Origin of the sequence: Pseudomonas mangiferae (assembly GCF_007109405.1) — a bacterium.
GTDB lineage: Bacteria > Pseudomonadota > Gammaproteobacteria > Pseudomonadales > Pseudomonadaceae > Pseudomonas_T > Pseudomonas_T mangiferae.
On sequence record NZ_VJOY01000010.1, the window covers coordinates 152,244 to 178,303 of the forward strand.

21 protein-coding genes are annotated in these 26,060 nt (G+C 70.6%); 2 read left to right on the forward strand and 19 right to left on the reverse strand.

From position 1 onward, the window contains the following. The first annotated feature begins 11 nt into the window (after nt 1-11). The gene (locus FM069_RS14970) at nt 12-905 is read left to right on the forward strand and encodes a metal ABC transporter ATPase (RefSeq protein WP_143489171.1); all 894 of its coding nucleotides are present in this window, start codon (nt 12-14) and stop codon (nt 903-905) included. 307 nt (nt 906-1,212) lie between these two features. Here the strand turns inward: FM069_RS14970 and hldE are convergent, their stop codons facing one another. From hldE to msbA, 4 genes are all read right to left on the reverse strand, one after another. Beyond that, a complete protein-coding gene (hldE, locus tag FM069_RS14980) occupies nt 1,213-2,634 on the reverse strand; it encodes a bifunctional D-glycero-beta-D-manno-heptose-7-phosphate kinase/D-glycero-beta-D-manno-heptose 1-phosphate adenylyltransferase HldE (RefSeq protein WP_143489172.1) in 1,422 nt (473 codons plus the stop codon). A gap of 319 nt (nt 2,635-2,953) precedes the next feature. After that, nucleotides 2,954-4,348: a PIG-L deacetylase family protein gene (locus FM069_RS14985; RefSeq protein ID WP_143489173.1), complete on the reverse strand. Its 1,395-nt coding sequence runs from the start codon at nt 4,346-4,348 to the stop codon at nt 2,954-2,956. Between the two features lie 19 nt (nt 4,349-4,367). After that, nucleotides 4,368-5,264, reverse strand: a complete 897-nt coding sequence (locus tag FM069_RS14990) for a GNAT family N-acetyltransferase (RefSeq protein ID WP_143489224.1) — start codon at nt 5,262-5,264, stop codon at nt 4,368-4,370. Then, nucleotides 5,264-7,054 (reverse strand): lipid A export permease/ATP-binding protein MsbA, encoded by a 1,791-nt coding sequence (msbA, locus tag FM069_RS14995; protein WP_143489174.1) that lies wholly within the window; start codon nt 7,052-7,054, stop codon nt 5,264-5,266. Before msbA ends, FM069_RS14990 begins: the two co-directional genes overlap by 1 nt. A 35-nt stretch (nt 7,055-7,089) precedes the next feature. Between msbA and FM069_RS15000 the strand changes: the two genes are divergently transcribed. After that, on the forward strand, nt 7,090-7,704 hold the full coding sequence (locus tag FM069_RS15000) for a lipopolysaccharide kinase InaA family protein (protein WP_143489175.1): 615 nt from the start codon (nt 7,090-7,092) through the stop codon (nt 7,702-7,704). Here FM069_RS15000 and FM069_RS15005 read toward each other — a convergent pair. The 15 genes from FM069_RS15005 to glnE form a co-directional block, all read right to left on the reverse strand. After that, on the reverse strand, nt 7,674-8,516 hold the full coding sequence (locus FM069_RS15005) for a lipopolysaccharide core biosynthesis protein (protein ID WP_143489176.1): 843 nt from the start codon (nt 8,514-8,516) through the stop codon (nt 7,674-7,676). The two genes, FM069_RS15000 and FM069_RS15005, sit on opposite strands and share 31 nt — an antisense overlap. Next, the gene (locus tag FM069_RS15010; protein WP_143489177.1) at nt 8,509-9,864 is read right to left on the reverse strand and encodes an O-antigen ligase family protein; all 1,356 of its coding nucleotides are present in this window, start codon (nt 9,862-9,864) and stop codon (nt 8,509-8,511) included. Before FM069_RS15010 ends, FM069_RS15005 begins: the two co-directional genes overlap by 8 nt. Beyond that, nucleotides 9,858-10,601 (reverse strand): glycosyltransferase family 25 protein, encoded by a 744-nt coding sequence (locus FM069_RS15015; RefSeq protein ID WP_233282051.1) that lies wholly within the window; start codon nt 10,599-10,601, stop codon nt 9,858-9,860. The genes FM069_RS15010 and FM069_RS15015 overlap by 7 nt, the downstream gene beginning before the upstream one ends. 36 nt (nt 10,602-10,637) lie before the next feature. After that, a complete protein-coding gene (locus FM069_RS15020) occupies nt 10,638-11,909 on the reverse strand; it encodes a glycosyltransferase family protein (protein ID WP_143489178.1) in 1,272 nt (423 codons plus the stop codon). 7 nt (nt 11,910-11,916) lie between these two features. Further along, entirely contained in the window at nt 11,917-13,059 is a 1,143-nt protein-coding gene (locus tag FM069_RS15025) for a glycosyltransferase (protein WP_143489179.1), read from the reverse strand. Between the two features lie 21 nt (nt 13,060-13,080). After that, nucleotides 13,081-14,835 carry a carbamoyltransferase family protein gene (locus tag FM069_RS15030; protein ID WP_143489180.1) on the reverse strand — a complete coding sequence of 585 codons (1,755 nt, stop codon included), beginning with the start codon at nt 14,833-14,835 and terminating at the stop codon, nt 13,081-13,083. A gap of 83 nt (nt 14,836-14,918) precedes the next feature. Next, on the reverse strand, nt 14,919-16,403 hold the full coding sequence (locus tag FM069_RS15035; RefSeq protein WP_143489181.1) for a lipopolysaccharide kinase InaA family protein: 1,485 nt from the start codon (nt 16,401-16,403) through the stop codon (nt 14,919-14,921). Continuing rightward, nucleotides 16,400-17,146: a lipopolysaccharide kinase InaA family protein gene (locus tag FM069_RS15040; RefSeq protein WP_143489182.1), complete on the reverse strand. Its 747-nt coding sequence runs from the start codon at nt 17,144-17,146 to the stop codon at nt 16,400-16,402. The genes FM069_RS15035 and FM069_RS15040 overlap by 4 nt, the downstream gene beginning before the upstream one ends. Further along, nucleotides 17,143-17,877: a lipopolysaccharide kinase InaA family protein gene (locus FM069_RS15045; protein ID WP_143489183.1), complete on the reverse strand. Its 735-nt coding sequence runs from the start codon at nt 17,875-17,877 to the stop codon at nt 17,143-17,145. Before FM069_RS15045 ends, FM069_RS15040 begins: the two co-directional genes overlap by 4 nt. Further along, nucleotides 17,877-18,698, reverse strand: a complete 822-nt coding sequence (gene rfaP / locus FM069_RS15050; protein WP_143489184.1) for a lipopolysaccharide core heptose(I) kinase RfaP — start codon at nt 18,696-18,698, stop codon at nt 17,877-17,879. The genes FM069_RS15045 and rfaP overlap by 1 nt, the downstream gene beginning before the upstream one ends. Beyond that, nucleotides 18,695-19,843, reverse strand: a complete 1,149-nt coding sequence (locus FM069_RS15055; RefSeq protein WP_143489185.1) for a glycosyltransferase family 4 protein — start codon at nt 19,841-19,843, stop codon at nt 18,695-18,697. Before FM069_RS15055 ends, rfaP begins: the two co-directional genes overlap by 4 nt. After that, on the reverse strand, nt 19,834-20,844 hold the full coding sequence (gene waaC, locus FM069_RS15060) for a lipopolysaccharide heptosyltransferase I (protein ID WP_143489186.1): 1,011 nt from the start codon (nt 20,842-20,844) through the stop codon (nt 19,834-19,836). Before waaC ends, FM069_RS15055 begins: the two co-directional genes overlap by 10 nt. Continuing rightward, nucleotides 20,841-21,878 (reverse strand): lipopolysaccharide heptosyltransferase II, encoded by a 1,038-nt coding sequence (waaF, locus tag FM069_RS15065; RefSeq protein ID WP_143489187.1) that lies wholly within the window; start codon nt 21,876-21,878, stop codon nt 20,841-20,843. Before waaF ends, waaC begins: the two co-directional genes overlap by 4 nt. 82 nt (nt 21,879-21,960) lie before the next feature. Beyond that, complete coding sequence (locus FM069_RS15070) at nt 21,961-22,884, reverse strand: branched-chain-amino-acid transaminase (RefSeq protein ID WP_143489188.1); 924 nt, start codon at nt 22,882-22,884, stop codon at nt 21,961-21,963. Between the two features lie 118 nt (nt 22,885-23,002). Beyond that, on the reverse strand, nt 23,003-25,945 hold the full coding sequence (glnE, locus tag FM069_RS15075) for a bifunctional [glutamate--ammonia ligase]-adenylyl-L-tyrosine phosphorylase/[glutamate--ammonia-ligase] adenylyltransferase (RefSeq protein ID WP_143489189.1): 2,943 nt from the start codon (nt 25,943-25,945) through the stop codon (nt 23,003-23,005). Nucleotides 25,946-26,060: the final 115 nt, after the last annotated feature.

Sequence of the window (26,060 nt, forward strand, 5' to 3'; positions counted from 1 at the left end):
AGGGAACCGACATGCCGCGCATCCTCGCCCGCAAGAACCCGGGCACCTTCAAGACCCTGCCGCTGTGGGTCGAGGCCGGCCCCGACGGGCTCGCCTACCGCAGCCAGGGCCTGCCGCTGAACTTTGCCCAGACCCTGGCGCGGCGCCGCCCGGTGCAGTTGGACGACCCGCAGCGCTTCGCCGTGGCCCTGGCCAACCTGGGGGTCTCGGTGCGCCTGACCCTCACCCTGGAGGGCCGTGACTACTGGGTGCTGGTGCGCCAGCGCCGCCCGGACCGGGGCGACACGGTACTCAAGCTGATCTCCGGCTACGTGCCGGCCCACGAACTGAACCTGCCGCTGCTCACCGCCATCCAGGAAGTCGCCGAGGAATGCCTGCTGGAGACCGCCGACGGCTGGCTGGCCGGGCGCTTCGGCGATACCTGGCTGCCGACGCCTTACCAGGAGCGCCTGCACTACCGCGACGCCGCCTATTTCCGCCTGAGCCCGCTGTCCGGCGCCGCGCGGCCGGTGCAGAGCGGCAGCCTGACCCTGCTGGAACGCCCACGCGCCTACGTGCACCTGCCCACCGCGTCGCTGCAACTGGTCTACGACATGCGCCTGGACCTGCCGGGGGAGGTACGCCGCCTCAGCCTCTACCACGTCGACGAGATCCTCGAGGGCAGCGAACTGGTGGCCCGACTGGAACGTCGGCGTCCGGACCTCTACCTGCTGGAACTGGCGGACGGCCGCCCCAGCGGCGGGCTGTTCACCCTGCGCTATGGCGAGCGTGTACCGGTGGCGACCCGTGGCCTGTGGCTGTCGGAAAGCTTCGCAGAGCAGGAAGGCTGGGTGGTGCGGGACGAGCGGGTGCGCTGGAAGGATTGGCTGGGCCGGGTCCGCCCACGGTCGGCGAAGGCGTCCTAGGTTCTGCATGAAAACGCCTGGCCGCGCGAGACGTCGTCAAGACGGGGCGGAATGCGCATAGATGCCACGTCCTCGCCCGACCTTCGCTCCACGCCTTGTCCCGAACCTCGACCGTAGCTCGGCCTCGCGCCACGCCCCGGGGCGCGAGGTTCTGTACGAAAAGCGCCTGCGCTCGGTGATGCTGCGTTAAAGACAGGCTCAGGCTGCTCATCTACCGCACGTAAACGCCGCTTCTTCGCCTGTTTTTGCCTTGCCTGACCTTCGCTCGACGACGTTTCGTACAGGACCTAGGGCGTGGCAAGCGGGGTCAGCGGGAGCGGATCTTCTCGACGATGGCGGTGGTGGAGCTGTTCTCCACCAGCCCCAGCACCCGCACCTCGCCCCCGTGGGCCTTGACCATGTCGGCGCCCACCACCTGGTCGATGCCGTAGTCGCCGCCTTTCACCAGCACGTCCGGCTTGATCTCGGCCAGCAGGTTCACCGGGGTGTCCTCGCTGAAGCTCACCACCCAGTCCACCGCGCCCAGGCCGGCCAGCACCGCCATGCGCCGGTCCACGGTGTTGATGGGGCGGCCGGGCCCTTTCAGGCGGCTCACCGAGGCGTCATCGTTGACCGCCAGCACCAGCCGGTCGCCGAGGGCGCGGGCCTGCTCCAGGTAAGTCACGTGGCCGGCGTGGAGGATGTCGAAGCAGCCGTTGGTGAAGACGATCTTCTCGCCATGGGCGCGGGCATCCTCGATGGCCACCAGCAGTTGCTCCAGACCCAGCACGCCCCGCTCCGAGCCTTCCTCGCGTTGCACCGCGCGGCGCAGTTCCGGCGCGCTGATGGCGGCGGTGCCCAGCTTGCCCACCACGATGCCGGCGGCCAGGTTGGCCAGCGCCACCGCCTCGGGCAGGTCGGCGCCGCCGGCGAGGCTGGCGGCCAGGGTGGAGATCACCGTGTCGCCGGCGCCGGTCACGTCGAACACCTCGCGGGCCCGGGCCGGCAGGTGCAGCGGCGGGTGCTCCGGGCGCAGCAGGGTCATGCCGTGCTCGCCGCGGGTCACCAGCAGCGCCTCCAGGTCCAGCTCGCGCATCAGCGCCGCGCCCCGGGCCACCAGGTCCGCCTCGTCGGCGCAACGCCCGACGATGGTCTCGAACTCACTGAGGTTGGGGGTCAGCAGGGTGGCGCCACGGTAGATGGAGAAATCCTTGCCCTTAGGATCGGCCAGCACCGGGATGCCACGTTCGCGGGCGGCGCGGATCAGCCCCTGGTGATCCCGCAGCGCACCCTTGCCGTAGTCCGACAGCACCAGCACGCGAATGCCGGCGAGCAACGCGTCTACCTCCGCCCGCAACGCCTGGGCGTCGGTGGCGAAGGGCTCTTCGAAATCGATGCGCAACAGCTGCTGGTGGCGGCTCATGACCCGCAGCTTGACGATGGTGGGCTGCCCGGCGATGCGCTGGAAGCAGGCCTTGACGCCAGCGGCAGCGAGGCTGGCGCCCAGGCTGTCGGCCGCCTCGTCGACCCCGGTGACCCCCACCAGGGTGGCCGGGGCGCCGAGGGCGGCGATGTTCAGCGCGACGTTGGCCGCGCCCCCCGGGCGGTCCTCGATCTGCTCGACCTTGACCACCGGGACCGGCGCCTCCGGGGAGATCCGCGACGTGCCGCCGTGCCAGTAACGGTCGAGCATGACGTCGCCCACCACCAACACGGGGGCTTGATCGTAACGGGGCATGGTCAGCTTCATGGACACTCCGGAGCGGCGAAAAAAACGCCGCGGATCATAGCATCTGGAACGCCGCCGCCGACCCGGAGGCCAGGGGCGCCGTGCGAAAAGGTGTCGAGGACGGGCCTCGGTCCGACCGGGTCGCCCCGGGCCGGGGTCGCGGCATGCCGGGCGACGCGCGGGCACCGGCTACCAAGACTAGGTTCTCTACGAAACCTCGTCGAGCGAAGGCCTGGCGAGGCAGAAACAGATGAGGACGCGGCGTCTACGCGCGGTGAATGGCCGTCCAAATCCTTTTTTGAGGACGCCTCACCCAGCGCCGGCATTTCTCGTACAGACCCTAGGTCAAGTCCCGCACCCAGAACAACTCGTGGCGGCGCACCGCCTTGCGGAAGAACTCGTCCTCGCCGGTGGCCGGCCAGCGCCGCCCGCCGAACACCCGCTGGAGCACCCGGCGCAGACGCTGCTTCGCCGGCAACGGCCCCTGCAGGTCGTGCTGCATGGCCAGGGCCATGGCCTTGTCCAGGCGGGCGTCGCGGTCCAGCAGCGGGCTCCACAGGCGATCGGCCGGCAGCGGGGTGAACACCGGCGGCAGAGCGACGCCGGCCTCCGCCGGGCCCATGGGCCAGCGGTCGTTGTCGTACAGGTGGTTGGCGTAGAGCAACAGGGTCGCGGGCTGCCAGGCGCAGTCCTGCACGGCCTGCAGCAGGGCCTGGGTGGCCGCGATGTGGTCGGGATGGGGGTCCAGCTGCGGGTGGGGCGTCACCACCACCTCGGGGCGAAAATGCTCCAGCAGCGCCGCGAGGTCGGCCACCAGGTTGCACCAGGTGGGCTGGCCATCCGCGTCCCCCGGCAGGACCAGCGGGTTGCCGCCACGGGCCTCGCAGATGTCGGCGCTGCCCGATTCCCGCGAACCGAAGGGCTGCTCCGGCGCGGCGGCCATGGCCGGCAGCTGCAGGCAGTAGTAGCCCAACTGCACACAACGCTGCGCCGGCACGCCGCCCCAGAGCGGCACCGCCAGGCTGTCCCAGGTGCGCAGGCGCCCCTTCAGGCGAGCGGCCGCCGCGGCGTCCAGGCCCAGCCGGCGATAGCGCTCGGCCTCCACTTCGCCCTGGGTCACGGTCACCACGCTGGCGTCGGCGCAGCGTCCGTAGAGGCCGAAGGCGGCCAGCTCGGCGTCATCCGCATGGGGCGCCAGCACCAGCACCCGGCGCTGGCGGTAGTCGGGGTTGGTCATGACGTGGAGGGTCGCCGTTTCCGCCAGGCGGCAGAAGCGGCTGCGCACGCGCAGGGTGCCGGCGTCGAGGGCCGTGGCCTGGCCGGACAAGTTGAGGTAACGGCGGCCGTCGGCGCCGCGCTCCAGGTCCTGGCGGTCGTCGCCCAGCCACACCTGGGGGTCGAACCAGCGGCCGAGCCAGCCGGCGCGCACGGTCACCTCCAGGATCAGCGTATCGGCCTCGCCGCAGACGCCGTCCAGCCGCAGGTGGCCGGCTTCGAGGCGGGCCGCCAGGGTCGGTGTGTCCGCCGGGAAGGCGAAGCGATAGTCCGCATCCGGTGGGTAGAACAGGTGGTCGGCGAACCACACTTCGTGGGCGACGAAGGCCAGCGCCAGCAGCAGCGGCACCAGCCACCAGGCGACCAGCACCCCCAGCAGGCCGAGAACCACCAGGCCGGCCAGCAGCACCAGGCGCTTGCGCCGGCGGTGATGGGCGAGCAGTTGCTGTTTGCGACTCATGGCGACCTCCGCAGCCGGCTCAGACCTGGTAGACCGCCACGCGCCGGCACCAGCGATCCTTGTATTCACGGTCCGCGCGGCCGAAGGAATAGCGCAACGGCTTGCCCACCGCCCGGGCCTCGGCCCAGGCGTCCTGGGTGTTGACGAAGCTGAGCACGCTGCCGGGGCTGAAGGCGCGGTTGACCGGGTCGACGCCGCCGTTGATGTACTCCAGGCTGATCCAGCGGGGCGCCTCGACACGGTACAGCACCTGGATCGCCACCGGCTCGTCGTTGAGGTAGATCAGCGAGCCGGTCATGAATTCCCGCAGCAGGCCGAAGACCTCCTCCAGGCGCGCCTTGCCGGGGGCCTCGAAGCCCCAGCGGCGCTGGAACAGGTCGGCGTAGATCGTCGCCTGCTCGGCCGGGCCCAGCGTGGCCATGGGCTGGATCGCCCCGCCCGCCTCTTCCAGCAGGCGCTGCTCGCGGCGCTGGTTGTAGCGGAATTTCTTGCTGTAGTCCTCCGGCTCCCGGGCCAGGGCCAGCCCCTCGGGCTGCACCCGCAGGGTCTCGACGCTGGCGGCGTTGAGCTCGGACACGTAGCGCATGCGCTGGCGCACCGGCAAACGCTCGCCCTCGGCCACCGGCAGGATCACCTCGGCATTGCCCAGGTCGAACAGGCCCCGCCGGCCGCGGCGCTTGAGCACGTCCTTGGACAGCGCCAGGTGACGGCCCCAGACCGGCAGCGCCCCGCGCACCTCGCCGTCCCGCAGCCAGCCCAGGTAGCGCACCGGGATGCCCGCCAGGCCGGCGAGGCGCTCCACCACCTGGGGGTGGGTGGCGACGCTGCCGCCGAAGCGGGCCCAGGCGGCGGCGTAGTCGGCGGCGTCGATGGGCGTCCAGCCGCGCTCGCGCCAGGCGCGCAGCACGTCGGGGATCAAACGCTCGGCTCCAGCCCGGCGTCCTCGTGACGCTCTTCGAACTGCTTGGCGTGCAGGCGCGCGTAGTAGCCGTTGCGCGCCAGCAGTTCGCGGTGGGTGCCGCGCTCGACAATGCGCCCCTGATCCATCACCAGGATCAGGTCGGCCTTCTCGATGGTGGTGAGGCGGTGGGCGATCACCAGGGTGGTACGGCCCTTCATCACTTCGTCCAGGGCCGCCTGGATGTGCCGTTCGGACTCGGTGTCCAGGGCCGAGGTGGCCTCGTCGAGGATCAGCAGCGGGGCATCCTTGAGCAACGCCCGGGCGATGGCCAGGCGCTGGCGCTGGCCGCCGGAGAGCAGCACGCCGTTCTCCCCTACCAGGGTGCGATACCCCTGGGGCAGGCGCTCGATGAACTCGTCGGCGTAGGCCGCCGCGGTGGCCCGGCGCACGGCCTCGTCGGGAGCGCCCGCCAGGTCGCCGTAGGCGATGTTGTTGGTCACCGTGTCGTTGAACAGGGTCACGTGCTGGGTCACCAGGGCGATGTGCCGGCGCAGGTTGCGCAGGGTGAAGTCCTGCACGTCCACGTCGTCCAGCAGGATCTGCCCGGTGTCATGGCGGTAGAAGCGCGGGATCAGGTTGGCCAGGGTCGACTTGCCGCTGCCGGAGCGGCCCACCAGGGCCACCATCTGCCCCGGCTCGGCGACGAAGGAGATGTTCTCCAGCACCGGCTTCTCGCTGCCCGGGTAGCGGAAGGTCAGGTCGTTGACCTCCAGCCGGCCGTTGAGGGCGTCCCGCTCGACCCGCCCGAGGTCGGGCTCGGGCTCGCTGTCCAGCTGCTCGAAGATGCTCTCGGCGCCGGCCACGCCCTTCTGGATGGTGGCGCTCACTTCCGACAGCTGGCGGATCGGCTTGGGCAGCAGGCCGGCGGCGGTGATGTAGGCGATCAGCGCACCGGGGGTGGCGTCGCCGCGCATGTACAGCACCAGGTACATCAGCACCGCCATGCCGATGTAGATCACCAGCTGCAGCATCGGCGTGTAGATGGACTGGGTGCGGGTCATGGCCAGGCTGCGATTCATGTTGTCGGCGCTGGCGTCGTGGAAGCGCTGTTGTTCGTAACGTTCGCCACCGAAACTGCGGACCACGCGGTAGCCCTGGATGGCCTCGGAGGCGACGTGGGTGACGTCCCCCATGGCCACCTGGATCTTCTTGCTCTGCTTGCGGAACTTGCGGCTGGCGGTGGTCACCATCAGCGCGACGATGGGCAGGATCGCCACCATCACCAGGGTCAGGCGCCAGTTCATCATCAGCAGGTAGCCGAACAGGAAGATCACCGTCATGCCTTCGCGGATCACCACCTTGATGGCGTCGGTGGCGGCGCCGGTGACCATGGTCACGTTGTAGGTGATGCGGGAGATCAGGTGGCCGGAGTTGGTGTTGTCGAAGTAGCGGTTGGGCAGGGTGAGCATGTTGTCGAACAGCTCGCAGCGCAGGTCGTGCACCACCCCGCGCGCCACCTTGGCCAGGTAATAGTTACCGAGAAATGAACCTATGCCCTGGTAGATGGCAATGAGTACAATCAGCAGCGGCACGCCGACCACCAGCGGTATGCCCAGCAGCATCGCGTCCTTGGGTTGCTGCAGACCATCGAGAAAATACTTCAGCATGTCGGCCAGCATCGGCTGGCTGGAGGCAAACAGCAGGAATCCCAGGATGCTGATGGCGAAGGGAATCCAGTACGGTAGAACGTATTTCAGCAATCGCAGGTAGATCTTCATACTGGATTGCTGGGCGGAATTGGCCATTCGGCGAGCCTCGTACGACTGGCTAGAGAGACAAGATGCGGATTGTAACAGCGAACGAATTACAAGACTGGCTGAGCCAGGGAGAGCTGCTGGAAAAAGACAGCCTCGGACCGAAGGTGGTGAAGCTGGCCAGCGGCGAGCTGTTGAAGATCTTCCGCGCCCGGGGCAACCGCCTGCTCAACCGCCTGCGCCCGGCCGCGTGTCGCTTCCAGGCCCACGCCGAGCGCCTGCAGGCCCTGGGCATACACACCCCGCGGGTCATCGACTGCTACTGGCTGGACCGTCCCCAGGCGGTCAGCGCCTGCCTCTACCACCCGCTGGTGGGCCAGCCGCTGGATACCCTGTTCCGCCACAGCCGCGCCGACTTCGACCAGCAGGTACCGGCCCTGGCGCGCTACATCCTGGAGCTGCACCGCCGCGGCATCTACTTCCGCTCGCTGCACCTGGGCAACATCCTGCTGACCCCGGTCGGCGAGTTCGGCCTGATCGACTTCCTCGACATCCGCTTCAAGGGGCGCCCCCTGGGCCGGCCGCTGGTGCAGCGCAATTTCGAGCACCTGCGCAGCTACCTGCAGCGGCGCAAGGTGGAGGATTTCCCCTGGGAGCGGCTGATGCGCTGCTACGCCGAGGCCAGCAGCGCGTCCAGCTGATCGAGGCCGATCTTCGGCACCAGGCTGTCCGGCAGGCGGCTGCCGGTCGACAGGTTGTAGACCTGGAAGCCCGGCCCGGAAACCCGCCGCGCCATCAGCTCGAAGCTGGGCAGGATGTAGTCGGCGTAGTCGTCGTCGATCCGGCTGGGCACCGCGTCCGGCCCCTGCTCGTAGAACCGTCCCGGACCGGGGTTGAGGTCCAGCCCCACCAGGAACACCTTGTCGAACCCCAGATGATGGGCCAGCTGCAGGCCCGCATAGGGAATCGTGCGGCTACCGAAGTAACCCTTGCCGAGGTTGCGGCTGAAGCCGATGCGGTTGGGCTTCTGCCGGAACAGCGAGAACCCGCACTCGATGTCCGGGTCGTTGCGCACTTGCCAGGCGTAGCGGCGGTTGGACAGCGGCTCGCCCTCCAGGGGCCGGTTGACCCGCTGCATCAGGTGCACCTCGCGCCCGTCCAGGCACTCGGGGGCGAGTCCCAGCAGGGTCTTCAGGGCATCCAGGCCGAGGCCGGCACGCTCCGCCAGGCTCACGCCCTGGATCGCCAGGGGCAGGCGGTCGAGGACAAAGCCGCGGTCGTCGCAGAGGTAGAACAGCGGGCGGATGCCCAGCTCGGCGAAGCGCACGATGGAACCGTTCACCGCCATCATCGGCAGGTGCCGGTAGCGGTCCAGGGGAAAGCCGGCGGCGGACGGCCCCGAGGCGAAGATGATCACCGGACCGGAGCGGCTGTGGCGCATGCGGGCGAGGCTCTCGCCCCCGTCAAAGTAACGCTGCAACAGCGGCGAGGCCGCCTGGATCTGCTCATCCATGGTCGCCGAATGCCTTCTGTCGGTCCTTGGGCGAAACGAGAACGGCCGGGCAGGCCCCGCTCACGGGACGCTCAGCGGCAAGCGGCGCGGCCCGCTCGGCGATGGCCGGCACGGCAGCAGCCAGGCGCGCCTGGCGCTGCAGGGTCAACCAGGCCATGCCGATGAACAGCGGCATCCAGCTGCAGAACCATTCCTCCCGCGGCTTGACCCAGGGGCCGACGCCGTCGGTGAGCATGGCCAGGCAGGCGAAGCACATCAGCGCGCAGAGCCCACGCGCCACGGGGGTGGCCCGGGCGCGCCAGAAGCCCCAGAGCGCCAGGACCTGCATCGCCGCCCAGAGTCCCAGGCCCACCGCCCCGAGGCGGATGGCGATGTGCAGGTAGACGTTGTGGGCGTGCTCGAAGGCCAGGGTGGGGTTGATCACCAGCAGGTAGTCGGTGGCGAAGCCGAGGCCGCGCAGCGGGTGTTGGAGGAACTGGCGCCAGGCCAGGTCGGACAGCTCGGGGCGGAACGACAGCCCGCGCTGCATCATGAAGTCCGGCCACATCCACAGGGCGAACAGGCCTGCCGCGGAGAACAGCGCGACCCCTACCCCGGCGCGGGTGTCGCGCCACCACAGGGGAATCAGCAGCACGGTGAGCGCCGCCGCCAGCCAGGGCCCCTTGGACTGGCTCATCACCAGAAACGCCAGGTAGCCGGCGCCGCTCAGCCAGCAGGCAAGCCGACGCGCCGTGGCGGGCAGCGGCACCTGCTGGCGCAGGCCCACCATCACCACGCCCAGGGCGCCGAACACCTGGGCGGCGAGGATCGGGTGGTTCAACAGCCCGGTGCCCACCACCCGGTCGCGCCAGCCATGGCCCTGCCAGCCGTAGAAATAGGCCAGCGCCAGCCAGGCACAAAAACCCGCCAGCAGGCCCGCCAGGGCCAGGCTGCGCCAGAACAGCACCGGCGACAGGCAGGCCAGGGCCAGCACGGCGTTGGCCGCCAGCAGGATGTAGAAGAAGATTTTCAGCTCGCCCGCGGGTACCGTCGGCGGCCCCCAGGTCCAGCTCAGGGCCGACCAGGCGGCGAAGGCCAGCAGCAGGATCATCATCGGCTGGCCCCAGGCCCGCCGCAGCGGGCCATGGCGCACCAGCGCCACCAGCCCGGGAAGCCAGAACAGCGCCATCAGGCCCTGGTGGTAGTGCTTGCTGGACGGCAGCAGCGGCATCCCCAGCAGCCACCAGAGCAGCCCGGCCGACAGCCACAGGGCCAGCCAGTCGCGGCGCAGGTCCAGCGCGGGGATGGGGAGCGGCGTATCGAGCGGCAGCGGCTCGGCGATGGCGGGCGGCGACGCGCGATTCAGCACAGGTGGCTCCAGTAGCGGATCCGGCTCCAGCACCGGACCAGTGCCTTGCGGAATTTCAGTTTCGGCTGGCGGCTCACCGCCTCGATGTCGCTCAGGTCGTTCAAGCGCTGGTTGGCCAGGGTCGGGCTGACCATGAAGGTGGCCACCTCGGGCTGCAGGTTCTCCGAGTAATACCAGTCCAGGGGCAGACCGGAGCGGCTGGCCTCCGCCAGGATTCGCGAGAACAGCCGCGCGTGGACCACGTAGGCGTGGGCCAGGCGCACCCGGGACACGCGCTTGAGGTTGGCGGAGAAGCGGCTGCGCCGGCCGCCTTTCTTCAGGGTGCCGCCCAGGTACAGCAGGTCCCACTCCACACCCTGCAGCTGGCGCTCCACCTGGCGCAGCACCGGCAGGGTATAGGGCTCGAACACGCAGTCGTCCTCGAGGATCAGGGCATACGGCAGGCCGGCTTCCTGGGCCTGGCGGATCGCCCCCAGGTGGCTCTGCATGCACCCCCAGGTGGCGCGGACCTTGTTCGCCAGGCTCGGGCTGTCGCCGTCGGTGTAACGCAGAAACGTGTGCAGGCGGGCCAGTTCGTCGCGCTCGACGATCTCCAGCCCCGGGCGAATCGCCGGGAAGCGGCGCGCGTCGACGATGCCGAAGCGGGCGAACTGCCGCTGCATCTCGGCCCAGCGGTCGGCGCGGGAATCCAGGTTGATCACGAACACGTGATCGAGGAAGGAAGGTGCACTGCTCACACGCCGGTTCTCGCGGGAAGGGTAGCGGAGGTCATGTCAGGCCGGTTCCGGACGGGCCGGGGGCAGCGGATGACAGGCGACATCCCGGGAACGGCCTTGCAACAGGGCCTCGAGTACCTCGACGGTGTTCGCCAGACCTGCGACACGGTGAGCCAGATGAAATTCACAGAATTGCCTGGATTTTTCCAGTTCCATTGGATGGGTGTGCTCCAGCGCCGCCAGGCGCGATTCCAGTGTGGGCAGGTCGCGTACGGCAGGTCCGAAGAAGCGCTCCTGCTCAAAGATATCCGCTTCGCCGGAAACGTTCACGTAAATCACCGGGCGGCCCGCCAGGGTCGCCTCGATCACCGCGTTGGAGATGATGCTGAACACCGCCGAGGCGCGTCCCAGGGCCTCGGCCAGGCCGCATGCCGGCGGCAGCAGCTCGACGTTGCCCAGGCGCCCGGCCGCCGCGCGCCAGAAGGCGCTGGCGCTGCGCGGGTGGGCTTTGACCAGCAGGCGCCAGTCAGGATGCCGCTCGGCCCAGTCCCGCAGCAGGTCGTAAGTGCGCTGGTAGCCCGGTTCCTTTTCCTTGTCCGGCCCCACCCCCAGCAGCAGCAGCGTGCGCCCGCCCGGCGCCGGCGGCGGCAGGGCGTAGGCGTCGTCGATCATGTGGGAGCCGCTGAGCACTGCCTGGGAGGCGCCGAAGCGCAGCGGCCGCGCCTGCAGGGCCTCCAGGGAGCTGCGGCCGAACAGGAAGTAGTAGTCGTAGTCGTTCATGCCCAGGCGCCGCGAGCCTTCCACCGTGCTGGCATGGGCCAGGTGCACCAGGACGGCGCCTCGGGCATTGAGGGCCAGGCGCAGGAACGGCGTGAACAGGCTGCCGTTGCGGTCGTTGAGCAGCAGCCGCGGCTGGTAGTGGGCGTCCAGCCACTGGGCGTGGGCGGCGTAGCCGAAATAGCGCAGCGGCACCCGCTGCGGCGGCGGCGCCAGGCAGCGCCCGGCCAGCAAGCGGCGCGGCTCGTCCAGGGCGGTCTCCACCAGGGCGTGGCCGCGGGCGCGCAGGGTCTCGATGAGTAGTTTCTTGCGCTGGAAGGGGATCACCTTGGGCGCCGACTGCAGCAGCAGGATCTCGCAGGGCTGCGGGGCCGGCGTGCGCGCCAGGCACCGCCGCGCGCGCCAGCCGAATGCCAGATCCACCGCCGCGTCGCGGGCGAAGCGCAGGGCGCTGCCCAGCAGGCCATGGCGCTCCCGCAGCATCTGCCAGCGGTAGCGGTCCAGGGCACGCGCCTTGTCCAGCCAGGCCTGCTCGGGGAGTGGAGTCTGCATGGCGGCCTCAGCGGTAGTCGGCGGTCATGGGCAGCGACCAGAATCGCGCCCGGGCCGCCGTGTCGCTGAAACGCTCCGCCAGCCGCTCCGTCTGGCGCAGCACTCCGGCCTCGCGCTCGGCGGGGGAGGCGCTGGCGGCGCGCACCAGCAGGTCGGCCAGAGCTGTCGCATCGCACAGGGGGAATAGCGCGCCGGTGCCGTCCAGCACCTCCGGGGCACCGCCGCACGCGGTGGCGGCCAGAGGCACGCCGGCGGCCATGGCCTCCAGCAATACCATGCCGAACGGCTCGTGGTCGGAACTCAGGGCGAACAGGTCGAAGGCGCGGAAATAGCGGCGCCCGTCCGCTACCTGGCCGAGGAAGCGCACCTGGTCGGCGACGCCTTCTTCGGCCGCCAGGGCCTTCAGTTCGGCCTCCAGGCGGCCGCTGCCCATGATCGCCAGCAGGCTGCCGGCCGGCAGCCCCGGCAGGGCCCGGGCGAAGGCGCGGATCAGGGTGGCCTGGTCCTTGTCCGGGTGCAGGCGGCCGACGTTGCCCACCACCCAGGCGTCCGCGGAAAGACCCAGGGCCCGGCGGGCGTCCTCGCGGGACAGCAGGCCGGCCTGGGCCGCGGCCACGTCGAGGCGGTTGTGCAGGGTCTCGATGTGGGACGCCGGCCAGTCGGGCAGGCTGGCGCGCAGGTCGTCGCGCACCGCGTCGGAGACCCCCAGCAGGCGCAGCCGGGCGCGGAACAGCCCGGCGAACACCCGCCGGCTCAGCCGGTGGTAGTCACCGAAGGCATGGTGCACGCCGATCACCGGCAGGCGGCTGCCCAGCAGCGCCACGTACACCGGCTTGAAGCGGTGGGCGATGCACAGGCGCACGTCGCGCTCCCGCAGCAGGCGCCGCAGGTCGGCGATGGCCTTGAGCTTGAGGCCGCGCACGTCGCGGCTGCGGTAGTCGAGGAAGATCACCTCGTCGGAGGCCGAGCCCCGCACCACCGCCTCGTCCGGCGCGCCGGTGAGGTAGACCGTGGTCACCGCGTACGGCGTGCCGGCGAACAGGCTGGCGTACTGCCGGGCGCAGTCGAGGAAGGGGCCATCGTAGCCATGGCAGAACTGCAGCACCCGCGGGCCGGCCGCGGGTGGCGTCGGGCGTGCGCGCCCGGTCACAGGGAGTGGCTCATGGCGGCCTCAGTCCGGCTCGCGCCGGGCCGGGCCGTCCTTGACCACCAGGATGTCTTCCATGATCAGGTACTGCAGGTCGGAGCCGAAGAACATGTTCAGCGCATCGGTGGGCGAGCAGACCATCGGCTCGCCGCGCCGGTTGAGCGACGTGTTCAGGGACACCCCGTTGCCGGTGAGCGTCTCCAGCGCCAGCATCAGGTCGTACCAGCGCGGGTTGTGGCGGCGCTCCAGCACCTGGGCGCGGGAGGTGCCGTCCTCGTGCACCACCTCGCTCACCCGCTGCTTCCATTCCTCGTTCACCTCGAAGGTGAATGTCATGAACGGGCTCGGGTGGTCCACCTTGAGCATCTGCGGCGCCACGGTATCCAGCATCGACGGGCAGAAGGGCCGCCAGCGCTCGCGGAACTTGATCTGCTCGTTGATGCGGTCGGCCACCCCGGGAATGCTCGGGCAGCCGATGATGGAGCGCCCGCCCAGGGCCCGCGGGCCGAACTCCATGCGGCCCTGGAACCAGGCCACCGGGTTGCCGTCCACCATGATCCGGGCGATACGCGCCGGCACGTCGTCGATCTTCTCCCAGCGCGGCTGCTGCGGATGCCGGGCGCAGGCGGCGATCACGTCCTCGTTGCTGTAGGCCGGGCCGAGGTAGACGTGCTCCATCTTCTCCACCGGCACGCCGCGCTGGTGCGACACGTAGGCGGCGGCGCCCACCGCGGTGCCGGCGTCGCCGGAGGCGGGCTGGACGAACAGCTCCTTCACCTCGGGCCGGGCGATGATCTTCTGGTTCAGCTTGACGTTCAGCGCGCAGCCGCCGGCGAAGGCGACCTTGCCGGTCTCGCGGATGATGTCGCCCAGGTAGTAGTCCATCATCTCCAGGGCCAGCTTCTCGAACAGCGCCTGCATGCTGGCCGCGTAGTGGATGTACGGGTCGTCGGCGATGTCGCCCTCGCGCTTGGGCCCCAGCCACTCGATCAGCTTGGGCGAGAAGTAGTAGCCCTTGCCATTTTCCTTGTAGCGACGGAAACCGATGACGTTGGCGTACTCGGTATTGATGACCAGCTCGCCGTCCGTGAAGGTGGCCAGCCGCGAGAAGTCGTACTTGGCCGCATCACCGTAGGGCGCCATGCCCATCACCTTGAACTCGCCGTCGAGCATCTCGAAGCCCAGGTACTCGGTGATGGCGCCGTACAGCCCGCCCAGGGAGTCCGGGTCGTAGAACTCCTTGATCTTGTGGATGCGGCCGTTCTCGCCGTAGCCGAAGAAGGTGGTGGCGTACTCGCCCTTGCCGTCGATGCCGAGGATCGCGGTCTTCTCGGTGAAGCCCGAGCAGTGGTAGGCGCTGGAGGCATGGGCCAGGTGGTGCTCCACCGGCTCGATCCTGATCTTCTTCAGGTCGAAACCCAGCTGCTGCAGGCACCACTGGATGCGCTTGTGGTAGCGGCGGTAGCGCCGGTTGCCCAGGACGATCGCGTCGAGGGCGCGGTCCGGGGCGTACAGGTAGCGCTTGGCGTAGTGCCAGCGGGCCTTGCCGAACAGGCTGATGGGGGCGAAGGGAATGGCCACCACGTCGACGTCGGCCGGGGTGATGCCCGCCTGCTCCAGGCAGAACTTGGCCGACTCGTAGGGCATGCGGTTCTTCGCGTGCTTGTCGCGCACGAAGCGCTCTTCCTCCACCGCGGCGACCAACTTGCCGTCGATGTACAGCGCGGCCGAGGGGTCATGGCTCAGGGCGCCGGAAAGGCCGAAAATCGTCAATGCCACAGGTAAAGCCTCTTCAAGCCCGCAGCCCGAACGAGGGGCCGCGGTAGTCGGTTGGGTACACGGCGCCGCCAGCGGCGGCGCCATCAGGCCGGCGTCGGGCCCTCAGGGCCATCGCCGGTTGTCGGTATTCGGGCGTCGAGCAGCCGGTGCAGCGCGCTGTCTTCCGGCCAGTTGCGCAGGAAGCGCGCGCGGTCGCGAGCGTAGGCGCGGGCGAAGCGGCGCGGGCTGCGGTGCTGACGCATGGCGTCGAGGTCGATCAGCGACCAGCGTCCACCCTCCCGGTCGTCCTCCCAGAGCAGGTTGTGCCCCTTGAGGTCGCCATGGCTGATGCGCTCGCGGATCAGCGCGGCGAACAACCGGTCCAGGGCCGCCAGCTCGGCATCCGTGGGCAACGGCCCGTCCGCGGAGAGGTACGGCCGGAAACGCGCGAGTATATCCTGGCCGGGCAGGTAGTCGGTAATCAGGTACGCGCGTCCCCGCAGCCAGCAGACTCGCCGCTCCAGCACGGCCAGCGGGCGCGGCGTGGCGATCCCCAGCAGGCGCAGGCGGTGCCCTTCGCGCCAGCTGTGCCAGGCGCGGCTGGGCCGCCAGCAGCGCTTGAGCCAGTGCAGCGGGCTCTTCACGTTGTAGCGCTTGAGCAGCAGCGAGCGGCCGTCCCCCTCGACCCGGGCGACGCTGGCGGTGCCGCCGGTCTTGAACAGCTCGCCGCGCTCCAGGGCCGGGTCCGGCGCCTGCAGCAGGGGTGCCAGGGCATCCACCTGGTCGCGGCTCACCACCCGCAGGCCGAAGGCGCCGATGCGCGCGCTGAACAGGCTGCAGTCGCGACCCACCTTGTCCAGGTAGTCCCGCAGGCGCCAGCGGCGCACCCGCGCCACCCGTTGCAGCAGCAGCTCCAGGGGCAGCGCGTGCTCGGCGTTGACCAGCAGGTAGTGCACCAGCAGGTCCTCGAGGTAGGGCTCCAGGCGCGGTGGCAGCTGGGCGAAGAACACCCCCAGGTTGTCCAGCACCCGCTCCCGGGACAACGGCTGGCCGGGGGTTTCCGCCTGTACCGCGCCGCCGTCGATCAGGTAGACCACGCCATCGCGGCGCAGCAGGTTGTCCAGGTGCAGGTCGGCCTGCCAGAGGCCGCGGGCGTGCAGCCGGGCCACTGCGCCCAGGGCCTCGCCGATCACCGCCTGCTGGGCGTCGGACAGCGGCACGTCGTCGGCCACCGCGCGCCAGGCGGCGTCGAGGCTTTCCGCCTGGTCCAGGTAGTCGAACAGCAGCCAGCCGCCCTGCCCCTCCGCCAGGCCGTCGGCCAGCAGCACCGGCGTCGCCAGGCCCTGGTCGGCCAGCAGGCGCGCACCGTCGCGCTCGCGCTGGAACTGCCGGGCCGCTCGCGCGCCCACCAGCAGCTTGGCCAGCACCCGCCGCCCGCGCCAGTCGCCGACGCCCACGTAGCGGCGCCCGGGCAGTACCCGCAGCCAGCGCTCCAGACGCAGGCTGGCGGTGCCGGCGCCGTCCGCCAGCGACAGGTCCAGGGGCAGGGTCGGGGCGCGGCCGGCGCCGGCGAGCTGATCCAGCCTCACCGACGCGTCTCCTTGTCCCGGCGTCGCCGCGACAGGCGCTGCCACCAGCCGTCGACGTCGCCGCCCTCCCCCAGGTAAGCGGCCAGCATCAGGCGCACGTCGGCCTCCTGCCAGACCGGCGCCCGGCGCAGCAGCGGCTCCAGGTCCTTGACCCGGTCGCGCCAGCCGAACAGCAGCGGGCGGGTCTTCTCCAGGTCGATCAGGCGCGCCTCGATGGCGCCGTCGCGCTCCCGCAGGAAGATGTGCTTGGGATAGAAGCAGCCGTGCATCTGCCCGGCGCCGTGCAGCCGTCGCGCCAGCTCACCGCAGGCGCGCAGGATCGCCTGGCGCCGCGCCGGCTCCAAGCGCGGCCAGTCCGGCAGGTAGCGATCCAGTTCGGTCCAGCCGTCCAGGGCCCGGGTCAGCAGCAGCGCGCGCTGCTCGCCCCGCACCCGCCGAGCGCCAAAGTACACCGCTTCCAGGGCCGGGATGCCCAGCCGCCGGTAGCGCTGGATATTGCGGAATTCCCGGGCGAAGGTGGGCTCGCCGAAGGGGTGGCGCAGGCTGCGGGTCAGGTGGTCGCTCTGCCGCTTGAGGTAGAACGCCGCGTCCCCCAGGTCCAGGCGGTAGACGCTGCTCCAGCCGCCGCGCTCGACGTTGGGCTCGTCCACCGCGTCCAGCTCCAGGGCCCACAGCGCGTCGTAGCCGGCCAAGCCGCGGCGTTCCAGCAGCGCGCGGTCGGCCTCGGCGATGAAATCGGTCATTCGCGGCCCTCGAAGTACGTCAGGATCTGCGCGAGGTGCGCCTTGTCCGCCGGCGCCAGACGTGGCCGCTCGCAGTAATGCAGGTAGAAGCGCAGGCGCTGGGTGCGCGACAGCTGGTACTTGGCCACTTTGTCCAGGCAGGCCAGGTCCTTGACGATGCGCCGACGCAGCAGCAACCCCCACCAGAACGAGCCGGTGGGGCAGTCGATGAGGAACAGCTGCGCCTGGCCGTCCACCAGCAGGTTGCGCCACTTCAGGTCGTTGTGGGCGAAGTGGTGGCGGTGCAGGGTGCGGGTGGCGGCGGCCAGCTGGCGGCTGACCCCGTCGACCCAGCGGCGGTCGGCCAGCCGCGGGTCATGGTGCTTGGCGAGGAAGGCCAGGTCCTGGGTATCCGGCAGCTCCCGGGTGATCAGCGCGCCGCGGGTGAACACACCGCCCTGGCGCTCCAGCCCCCAGCCGACGATGGGCGCGGTGGGGATGCCCCAGCGGGCGAAGTGGCGCAGGTTCTGCCACTCGGCCTTCACCCGCGGCCGCCCCAGGTAGCGCCGCAGGCCCTTGCCGGCGCCCCAGTAGCGCTTGACGTAGTAGCGCACGCCGTCCCGCTGGACCCGCACCACTTCCGACAGCGGGTCCCGGGTCAGGCGCTCGCCCTGCAGGGCGAACACCGCTTCCAGGCTGCCGAAGTCCTCGGCCAGGGCGCGGTATTCCGGCGCCAGGTTCCAGCCGGCCATTAGAGGGCGTCCCCGTAGCGCTGCTTGCGGGCGTACAGGCGGGCCGCCTTGCGCTCCAGCCAGGCCAGCAGGCGCGCTTCCTCGCGCAGGACCCTGCGCAGCCCGTCGCGGCCATCGGCGTGGCGGAAGTAGGTGCGCAGGAAGCGCAGGCGGTCGCGGCGGGTCAGGCCGATGTCCAGGGCGGAGAAGTACAGCGCGGCCAGGTCCTTGTCGCGCCAGCGGCGCGGCGTCGCCGCGCGGGTCTGGGCGCGGTGCAGGTCGATCACCGAGAGACGGAACGCGTCGGCGCGCACCGGCGCGTCGGTGTGCAGCAGGAAGTGGCAGATGTAGCAGTCCCGGTGGTTGACCCCGGCCCGGTGCATGTCGCCCACCATCCGCGCCACCTCGGCGATCAGCGCGTGCTTGAGGGCCGGCGGCGGCGGGTTGCGCGGCCAGTCGAGGCTGAAGTCCTCCAGGCTGACGGTGGGCGCCAGTTCCTCGGTGACGATGAAGGAATGCTGGGTCGCCGGGTTGCCGCCCCGCTCGCCGTAGGCTACCGCGGTCATGGTGGGCACGCCGGCCTGGTGCAGGCGCTCCAGGGCGGTCCACTCCTGGCCGGCGCCCAGCACCGGGGCCTTGGCGCTGAGCAGGTTCTTGGCGATCTCGCCCCAGCCGATGCCGCGGTGGATCTTGACGAAGTAGCCGCGCCCGTCCACTTCGGTGCGCAGGGTCCGGCGGCCCTCCAGCTCGCGGTAGACCTGGCCTTGCAGCCGCTCCACCTCGGCGAACGGGTCGCGCCCGGCCCAGAGGGTATTGAAGGGTTCGGCGAGGACCAGCTTCATCGGCGCGCGGCCTCGTGGCCGACCGGGCGGGCGTCGTCGAGGATCACGTCCGCCGCCCGCTCCGGCATGGAATACAGGTCGGCGTGTTCGGCGAAGGCCAGACCGTTGCGCGACCAGCGGGCGCGGGCCTCGTCGTCGGCGAGCATGTCGGCCAGGCCACGGTCCAGCCGCGGCTGCTCGAAGGGGCTGGGCAACACCTGGCCGGCGTCGGCATCGGCGATGTAGTGGGCATAGCCGCAGACATCGGTGACCAGCACCGGCAGCCCGGCCACCAGGGCCTCCAGCAGCACGGTGCCGGTGTTCTCGTTGTAGGCCGGGTGGATCAGCAGGTCGGCCCCCAGCAGGAAGCGCGGGATATCGCTGCGGCCCTTGAGGATGCTCACCCGGTCGGCGATGCCCAGGGCCTTCATCTGCAGCAGGAACGGCTTGGGGTCGTCCTGGCCGATGGCGATCAGCCGGGTGCGCCCGCGCAATGCACGGGGCAGTGCGGCGACGGCCTTGAGGGTGCGGTCCAGGCCCTTGGTCTTGAAGCCGGAGCCGATCTGCACCACCAGGCGCTCGTCGTCCCCCAGCCCGAACTCGCGGCGGAACGCGGTGCGGATCTCGGCGGCGTTGGCCGGCGCGCGGCGGTCCGCGGCGATGCCCGGCGGCAGCAGGTGGAAGCGCGCCGCGGGGGTCCCGTAGTGCTTGACGAACAGCGGCTGCTGGACCTCGGAGATCATCAGGATCTCGGTCTTCGACGCCGGGTCGAACACCGCCCGCTCATAGTCGGCGAAGTGCCGGTAGCGGCCCCACTGGCGGTACAGGCCGTTGCGCAGGGTCTGGGCCTTGTCCTCGAAGCAGCCGTCGGCGGCGTAGTAGACGTCGAGCCCGGGCATTTTGTTGAAGCCCACCACCCGGTCCACCGGGTCCCGGGCCAGGTCGGCCTCGACCCAGGCCTGCAGCTTCTCGTTGCGCCGGTGGTTGAACAGCGCCTTCACCGGCACCACCCGAACGTCGAAGCCCGCGGGGACCTCGCCTTCCCAGATCGGCGTGTAGACCCGGATGCCGTGGCCGCGGCGCTGGCACTCCAGGGCGATGCGCAGGAAGTCCCGCTGCAGCCCGCCGAACGGGAAGTACTTGTAGAGGATGAAAGCTAGATGCATGGGACAGGCTCCGACGCCTGCAGCAGGGCGTCCAGTTCGGTGGCCACCTGCTCCGGCAGCAGTTCGTCGAAGCACGGCCGCTGGCGGTCGCCCTGGCCGGCGTACGGCCCCTGGGCGCACAGGTGGACCTGGCCACGGCCGTAGGCACCGACCCGCGACGGCAGGGTTGGCCCGTACAGCGAGACGGTGGGCACGTCGAAGGCGGCGGCCAGGTGGCCCAGGCCGGTGTCCACGGCGACACAGGCGCGGGCGCCGGCGATCACCTTGGCGATCCCGGCGAGGTTCAGCCGCGGCAGCACCGCGGCCTGCTCCAGGCCGGCGACGATGCGCTCGGCGCGGGCCTTCTCGGTGTCGTTGCCCCAGGGCAGGCGCAGCGCCCAGCCGCGGGCGCTCATGCGCTCGGCGAGGCGTCGCCAGTAGGCTTCCGGCCAATGCTTGCTGGGCCAGGTGGTGCCGTGCAGGAACAGCAGGTAGGGCGCCTCGGCGCCGGCGGCCAGGGGCGCGCGCTGCAGGCCGTAGTCCCCGGTGCCGGCGGGCAGCGGGTAATCCAGGGCCTGGGCGAACAGCTGGCGGACCCGTTCCACCGCGTGCTGGTCCCACGCCACCGGGTAGCCATGGGTGTAGAGGCGGCTGGCCAGGGGCTCGCGGGCCGAGTCGCGGTCCAGGCCGACCACCGGGCCACGGGCGTAGCGGGTCAGCCAGGCGCTCTTGAGCAGGCCCTGGGCATCGATCACCAGGTCGTAGCGGTTTTCCCGCAGGCGGCGCTTGAAGCGCGCCCATTCGCCGTTGCGCAGGGTCTGCAGCGGGTGCTTGCGCCAGCGGCGGATGGCCACCGGGATGACCTGGGCAACCGCCGGATGCCAGGCGGGAATCTCGGCGAAGCCCTCCTCCACCACCCAGTCGAAACGGATGCCGGGAATTGCCCGGGCGGCGTCGGTCAACGCCGGCAGCGTGTGGATGACGTCGCCCAGGGAGGAAGTCTTGACCAGCAAGACTCTCATTCCACGGCCTCGACGGGGTCTGCCACCAGGCGCTCGAGGGCGTCCATCACCGGGCGCGGCTTGAGCTGGCGCAGGCAATCGTAGTGGCCGAAGCGGCAGGTGCGGTCGAAGCAGGGGCTGCAGTCCAGGCCGAGGCGGACGATCTCCACCTGGCTGGCCAGCGGCGGGGTGAACAGCGGCGAGGTGGAGCCGTAGACCGCCACCAGCGGGCGGTCCAGGGCGGCGGCCACGTGCATCAGCCCGGAGTCGTTGGAGACCACCGCGCCGGCACAGGACAGCAGGTCGATGGCCTGGGCCAGGCTGGTCTGCCCGGCGAGGTTGGTGACTTCCTCGCGCAGGCCGGGGATCAGCCGCGAGCGGATGGCCTCGCCCACCGGGTGGTCGTTCTTCGAACCGAACAGCCACACCTGCCAGCCGGCGCGCACCTTCAGCTCGGCCACCTTGGCGTAGTGCTCGGACGGCCAGCGCTTGGCCTCGCCGAACTCGGCCCCGGGGCACAGCGCCAGCACCGGGCGGTCCAGGCTCAGGCCGAAGGCGTCCAGCGCCGCGTCGCGGCTGGCGGCCTCGATGCGCAGCGACGGCTGCGGGTAGGGCTGCGGCAGCTCCGCCCCGGGCGGGTAGGCCAGGGCCATGAAGCGCTCGATCATCAGCGGGTAGCGCTGCTTGTCCAGGGTGCGCAGGTCGTTGAGCAGGCCGTAGCGCATCTCGCCGCGCCAGCCGGTGCGGGTCGGGATGCCGGCGAAGAACGGGATCAGCGCGGACTTCAGCGAGTTGGGCAGCAGGATCGCCTGATCGTAGCGGCCCTTCAGCGCGCGACCGAGCCGTCGTCGGGTGGCCAGTTCGAAGGCGCCATGGCCAAGGGGCAGGCTCAGCGCCTCGCTCACCTCGGGCATGCGCTCCAGCAGCGGCCGGCTCCAGTCGGGCGCCAGCACGTCGATCCGGCAGTCGGGGTGACGGCGCTTCAGGCAGGCGAACAGCGTCTGCGCCATGACCATGTCGCCGACCCAGCTCGGACCTACGATCAGTATTCTCATCAGGACAGTCTCGGACGCCGGCCATGGGCGGCGAGCCGGCGCGGTATCAACCGTCCGTCCCCCGCCACCCACGGCTGGCCGGTCACTTCACCAGGGTGCGCCACTCGGCATGGGCGTCGGTCTTGCCGGACACCAGGTCGAAGTAGGCCGTCTGCAGTTTCTCGGTCACCGGGCCGCGGCTGCCGGCGCCGATCTGGCGGCCGTCGACCTCGCGGATCGGCGTCACTTCGGCGGCGGTGCCGGTGAAGAAGGCCTCGTCGGCGATGTACACCTCGTCGCGGGTGATGCGCTTCTCCACCACCTTGATGCCCAGCTTGTCGGCCAGGGTCAGCACGGTGTGGCGGGTGATGCCGTTGAGGCAGGCGGTGACTTCCGGGGTGTAGATCACACCGTCCTTGATGATGAAGATGTTCTCCCCCGAGCCCTCGGCCACGTAGCCTTCCGGGTCCAGCATCATCGCCTCGTCGGCGCCGCCGGAAATGGCTTCCTGCAGGGCCAGCATGGAGTTGATGTAAGCGCCGTTGGACTTGGCGCGGGTCATGGAGATGTTCACGTGGTGGCGGGTGAAGGAGCTGGTGCGGACCTTGATGCCCTGCTTCAGCGCGTCCTCGCCCATGTACGCGCCCCAGTGCCAGGCAGCGACGATGACGTGGACCTTCAGGCCGGAGGCGCGCAGGCCCATGCCTTCGCTTCCGTAGAACACCATGGGGCGGATGTAGGCGCTTTCCAGGTTGTTCTCCCGCACCGCGGCGCGGGTCGCCTCGTTGATCTGTTCCTTCGAGTACGGCAGCTTCATGTTCATGATGTGCGCCGAGTCGAACAGGCGGTCGGTGTGAGCCTGCAGGCGGAAGATCGCGGTGCCGGCCGGGGTGTCGTAGGCACGCACGCCCTCGAACACGCCCATCCCGTAATGCAGGGTGTGGGTCAGCACGTGGGTGGTCGCGTCGCGCCACTGCACCAGTTCGCCGTCGTACCAGATCACGCCATCACGGTCGGCCATCGACATATTGCCTGCTCCTCAAAGAATGAAGGTCCTGCCCGGCGCGCGCCGGGCGAGAGAGGGGAACGCGGACCGGCCGCGTCCCGCCAGGGGGTCTTTCATCGCCGGGGAAACCGAGCCGGCGTCACGCCAGCCCGAGTGCCTGCCAGAGGCGCATGACACCGCGCCGCTGGTCGTGGAACTGCTCGCCGCCGACCACCGCCGGCTGCTTCTGCAGCGCCAGTCGGTGCGCCACCGCGCGGTAGGCCTTGTAGGCTTCCTGCAGCAGGTGGACATCCGCCTCGGCGAGCAGGCCGGCCGCGGCCAGGCCATCCAGGATGCGGATGTTGTCGGTGTAGCGCAGCAGCGCGGGGTGCGCCCGGGACCACGCCAAGGCCGCGTATTGCACCATAAATTCGATATCGACGATACCTCCGGCGTCCTGCTTGAGCTCGAACGGAGCGCCCGCCTCGAAGGCCTGCGGGGCACGCCCGGCATCGGTCGCGCGGGTGCCGAGGTTGTCGCGCATCTTCGCGCGCATCTCGCTCACCTCGCCGCGCAGCACCGCCTCGTCCCGCTCGCGGCCGAGCACCTCGGCGCGGATCGCCTCGAAGGCCGTGCCGACCCGCGGCGAACCGGCCAGCACCCGCGCGCGCACCAGGGCCTGATGCTCCCAGGTCCAGGCCTCGCCGCGCTGGTAGCGGCCGAACGCCGCCAGGGAGCTGACCAGCAGGCCCGCCGCCCCCGACGGGCGCAGGCGCATGTCCACCTCGTACAACGCGCCGGAGGTGGTCTGGGTGGTCAGCAGGTGAATGATCCGCTGCCCCAGGCGGGTGAAGAACTGGGCGCCGTCGATGGGCTTGGCGCCGTCGGTTTCCGCCTGGGGGTCGCCGTCGTGGATGAACACCAGGTCCAGGTCGGAGCCGTGGCCCAGCTCCAGGCCGCCCACCTTGCCGTAGCCGACGATGATGAAGTCCGGGTCGCAGGGGTCGCCGTCGAGGCGCCGCGGAGTGCCGTGGCGGGCCACGGTGTGGCGCCAGGCCAGGGCCAGCACCTGGTCGAGGATCGCCTCGGCGAGCCAGGTCAGGTAGTCGCTGACCTTCATCAGCGGCAGCGTGCCGGCGATCTCCGAGGCCGCCACCCGCAGACTGTGGGCCAGCTTGAAGTGCCGCAGGGCCTCCATCTGCTGCTCCAGGTCCTCCTCGGGAATGCGCGCCAGACGCTCGCGCAGCTCGGCCGCCAGCTCCGGTGCCTGGGGCGGGCTGAACAGCCGGCCCTCGTTGAGCAATTCGTCCAGCAGCAGCGGGAAGCGGGTGATCTGCTCGGCGATCCACGGGCTGCTGGCGCAGAGCATGATCAGCCGCTGCAGCGCCCCGGGGTTCTCGCTGAGCAGTACCAGGTAGGCGGAGCGCCGCGCTACCCGCTCCACCAGGGGCAGCACCCGCTCCAGGGCCAGGTCCGGGTCGTCGTGCTCCACCACCTGGGCCAGCAGGCGCGGCACGAAGGCGTCCAGGCGCTCCCGGCCGAGCCGCTGCATGGCCCGTACCTGGGCGCCATCACGCAGGTCCGCCAGGCGCTTCCAGGCCTCGGCCGGCGCCTTGAAGCCGGCCTCCTCCAGTTGCCGGCAGACCGCCTCCTGGTCGAACGCCTCTTCCCACAGCGGCAGCCACTGGGCGCCGATCACCGTGTCCTCGGTGCCCGCCTCGTCCTCGTCGGGGTCGGCGATCACCTGGCGGAAATGCCAGTCGATGCGCTCGCGCCAGTGCTGCAGGCGTTCGAGGAACGCCGGCCAGTCGGCGAAGCCCATGATGAACGCCACCCGGGCCCGCTCGCCGGCGTCTTCCGGAAGCATCTGAGTCTGGCGGTCGGCGATGGCCTGCAACGCATGCTCGGCATAGCGCAGGAAGGCGTAGCCGTCGCGCAGCTCGGCCACCACCGCAGGCGGCAGGTAACCCTGCCCTTCCAGGGTGTCCAGCACCTTCAGCAACGGCCGCTGCTGCAGGCTGAGGTCGCGTCCGCCGTGGATCAGCTGGAAGGCCTGGGCGATGAACTCCACCTCGCGGATGCCGCCGGCGCCCAGCTTGATGTTGTCGGCCATGCCCTTGCGCCGCACTTCCTGCTGGATCAGCTGCTTCATGGTGCGCAGCGCCTCGATGGCGGAGAAATCCAGGTAGCGGCGGTAGACGAAGGGTCGCAGCATCTCCAGCAGCTGCCGGCCGGCCTCGCGGTCGCCGCCCACCACCCGCGCCTTGATCATGGCGTAGCGTTCCCAGTCGCGGCCCTGGTCCTGGTAGTACTGCTCCAGGGCGGCGAAGCTCAGGGCCAAGCCCCCCACCGACCCATAGGGCCGCAGGCGCATGTCGACCCGGAAGACGAAGCCGTCCACGGTGATGGTGTCCAGCGCCTTGATCAGGCGTTGGCCGAGGCGCACGAAGAACGCCTGGTTGTCCATCGGTCGCCGCGCGCCGACGGTCTCGCCGCCCTCCGGGAAGCCGAAGATCAGGTCGATGTCCGAGGACAGGTTCAGCTCCCCTGCCCCCAGCTTGCCCATGCCGAGGATCACCAGGTGCTGCGGCTGCCCGGAGCGACCGCCGGTGGGCGTGCCCAGCTGGGCGACGAGGCGCCCGTGGAGCCAGTGGCAGGCCTGGTCGATACAGGCGTCGGCCAGGTCGGAGAGGTCGCGGCAGGTTTCCCGCAGGTCGGCCTGGCGGGTCACGTCGCGCCAGACGATGCGCAGTTGCTGGCGGTTGCGGAAGCGCCGCAGCCGGCGCGCCAGTTCGTCCTCGTCGTCGCACCCCTCCAGCGCGGCGACCAGGGCATCCCGCAGGGCGCCAGGCGCCAGGGGTTGCTCCAGCGCACCGCTGGACGCGTAGGCGATGAACCCGGCCGGGTCGCGGCGGACCTGCTCGGCGACGAAGTCGCTGGCCGCGCCGACCCGCCGCAGCGCCTGCCAGCGGGCCTCGGGCCAGCCGGCCAGGGCGCTGTCCCGCGCGGGATCGTCCAGGGAAGGGTCGCGGAGGTCGGCCAGCAGGCGTTCGCCCAAGGGCTCGAGGGAGGCCGGCAGGTCGGCCAGCGGGGGCAGGCTCATGGTCTATCCTTTCCGGGCCGTCGGTGCGGCGACGGTGCCGGCGGCGCGCGACTCGCCCCGTCGACAATGCCCGAACTGCCCGCCGCTTGCGGTCGACGACCGCCTGAATGTAGTT

Excerpts from the sequence above, each read along its gene's own strand:
- FM069_RS15040 (WP_143489182.1), bottom strand. The coding sequence starts at position 17,146 with ATGACCGATTTCATCGCCGAGGCCGACCGCGCGCTGCTGGAACGCCGC.
- FM069_RS15020 (WP_143489178.1), bottom strand. The coding sequence starts at position 11,909 with ATGCAGACTCCACTCCCCGAGCAGGCCTGGCTGGACAAGGCGCGTGCC.
- FM069_RS14970 (WP_143489171.1), top strand. The coding sequence starts at position 12 with ATGCCGCGCATCCTCGCCCGCAAGAACCCGGGCACCTTCAAGACCCTG.
- FM069_RS15055 (WP_143489185.1), bottom strand. The coding sequence starts at position 19,843 with ATGCATCTAGCTTTCATCCTCTACAAGTACTTCCCGTTCGGCGGGCTG.
- FM069_RS15000 (WP_143489175.1), top strand. The coding sequence starts at position 7,090 with ATGCGGATTGTAACAGCGAACGAATTACAAGACTGGCTGAGCCAGGGA.
- waaF (WP_143489187.1), bottom strand. The coding sequence starts at position 21,878 with ATGAGAATACTGATCGTAGGTCCGAGCTGGGTCGGCGACATGGTCATG.
- rfaP (WP_143489184.1), bottom strand. The coding sequence starts at position 18,698 with ATGAAGCTGGTCCTCGCCGAACCCTTCAATACCCTCTGGGCCGGGCGC.
- FM069_RS15005 (WP_143489176.1), bottom strand. The coding sequence starts at position 8,516 with ATGGATGAGCAGATCCAGGCGGCCTCGCCGCTGTTGCAGCGTTACTTT.
- hldE (WP_143489172.1), bottom strand. The coding sequence starts at position 2,634 with ATGAAGCTGACCATGCCCCGTTACGATCAAGCCCCCGTGTTGGTGGTG.
- FM069_RS15070 (WP_143489188.1), bottom strand. The coding sequence starts at position 22,884 with ATGTCGATGGCCGACCGTGATGGCGTGATCTGGTACGACGGCGAACTG.
- glnE (WP_143489189.1), bottom strand. The coding sequence starts at position 25,945 with ATGAGCCTGCCCCCGCTGGCCGACCTGCCGGCCTCCCTCGAGCCCTTG.
- FM069_RS14985 (WP_143489173.1), bottom strand. The coding sequence starts at position 4,348 with ATGAGTCGCAAACAGCAACTGCTCGCCCATCACCGCCGGCGCAAGCGC.
- msbA (WP_143489174.1), bottom strand. The coding sequence starts at position 7,054 with ATGGCCAATTCCGCCCAGCAATCCAGTATGAAGATCTACCTGCGATTG.
- FM069_RS15045 (WP_143489183.1), bottom strand. The coding sequence starts at position 17,877 with ATGGCCGGCTGGAACCTGGCGCCGGAATACCGCGCCCTGGCCGAGGAC.
- waaC (WP_143489186.1), bottom strand. The coding sequence starts at position 20,844 with ATGAGAGTCTTGCTGGTCAAGACTTCCTCCCTGGGCGACGTCATCCAC.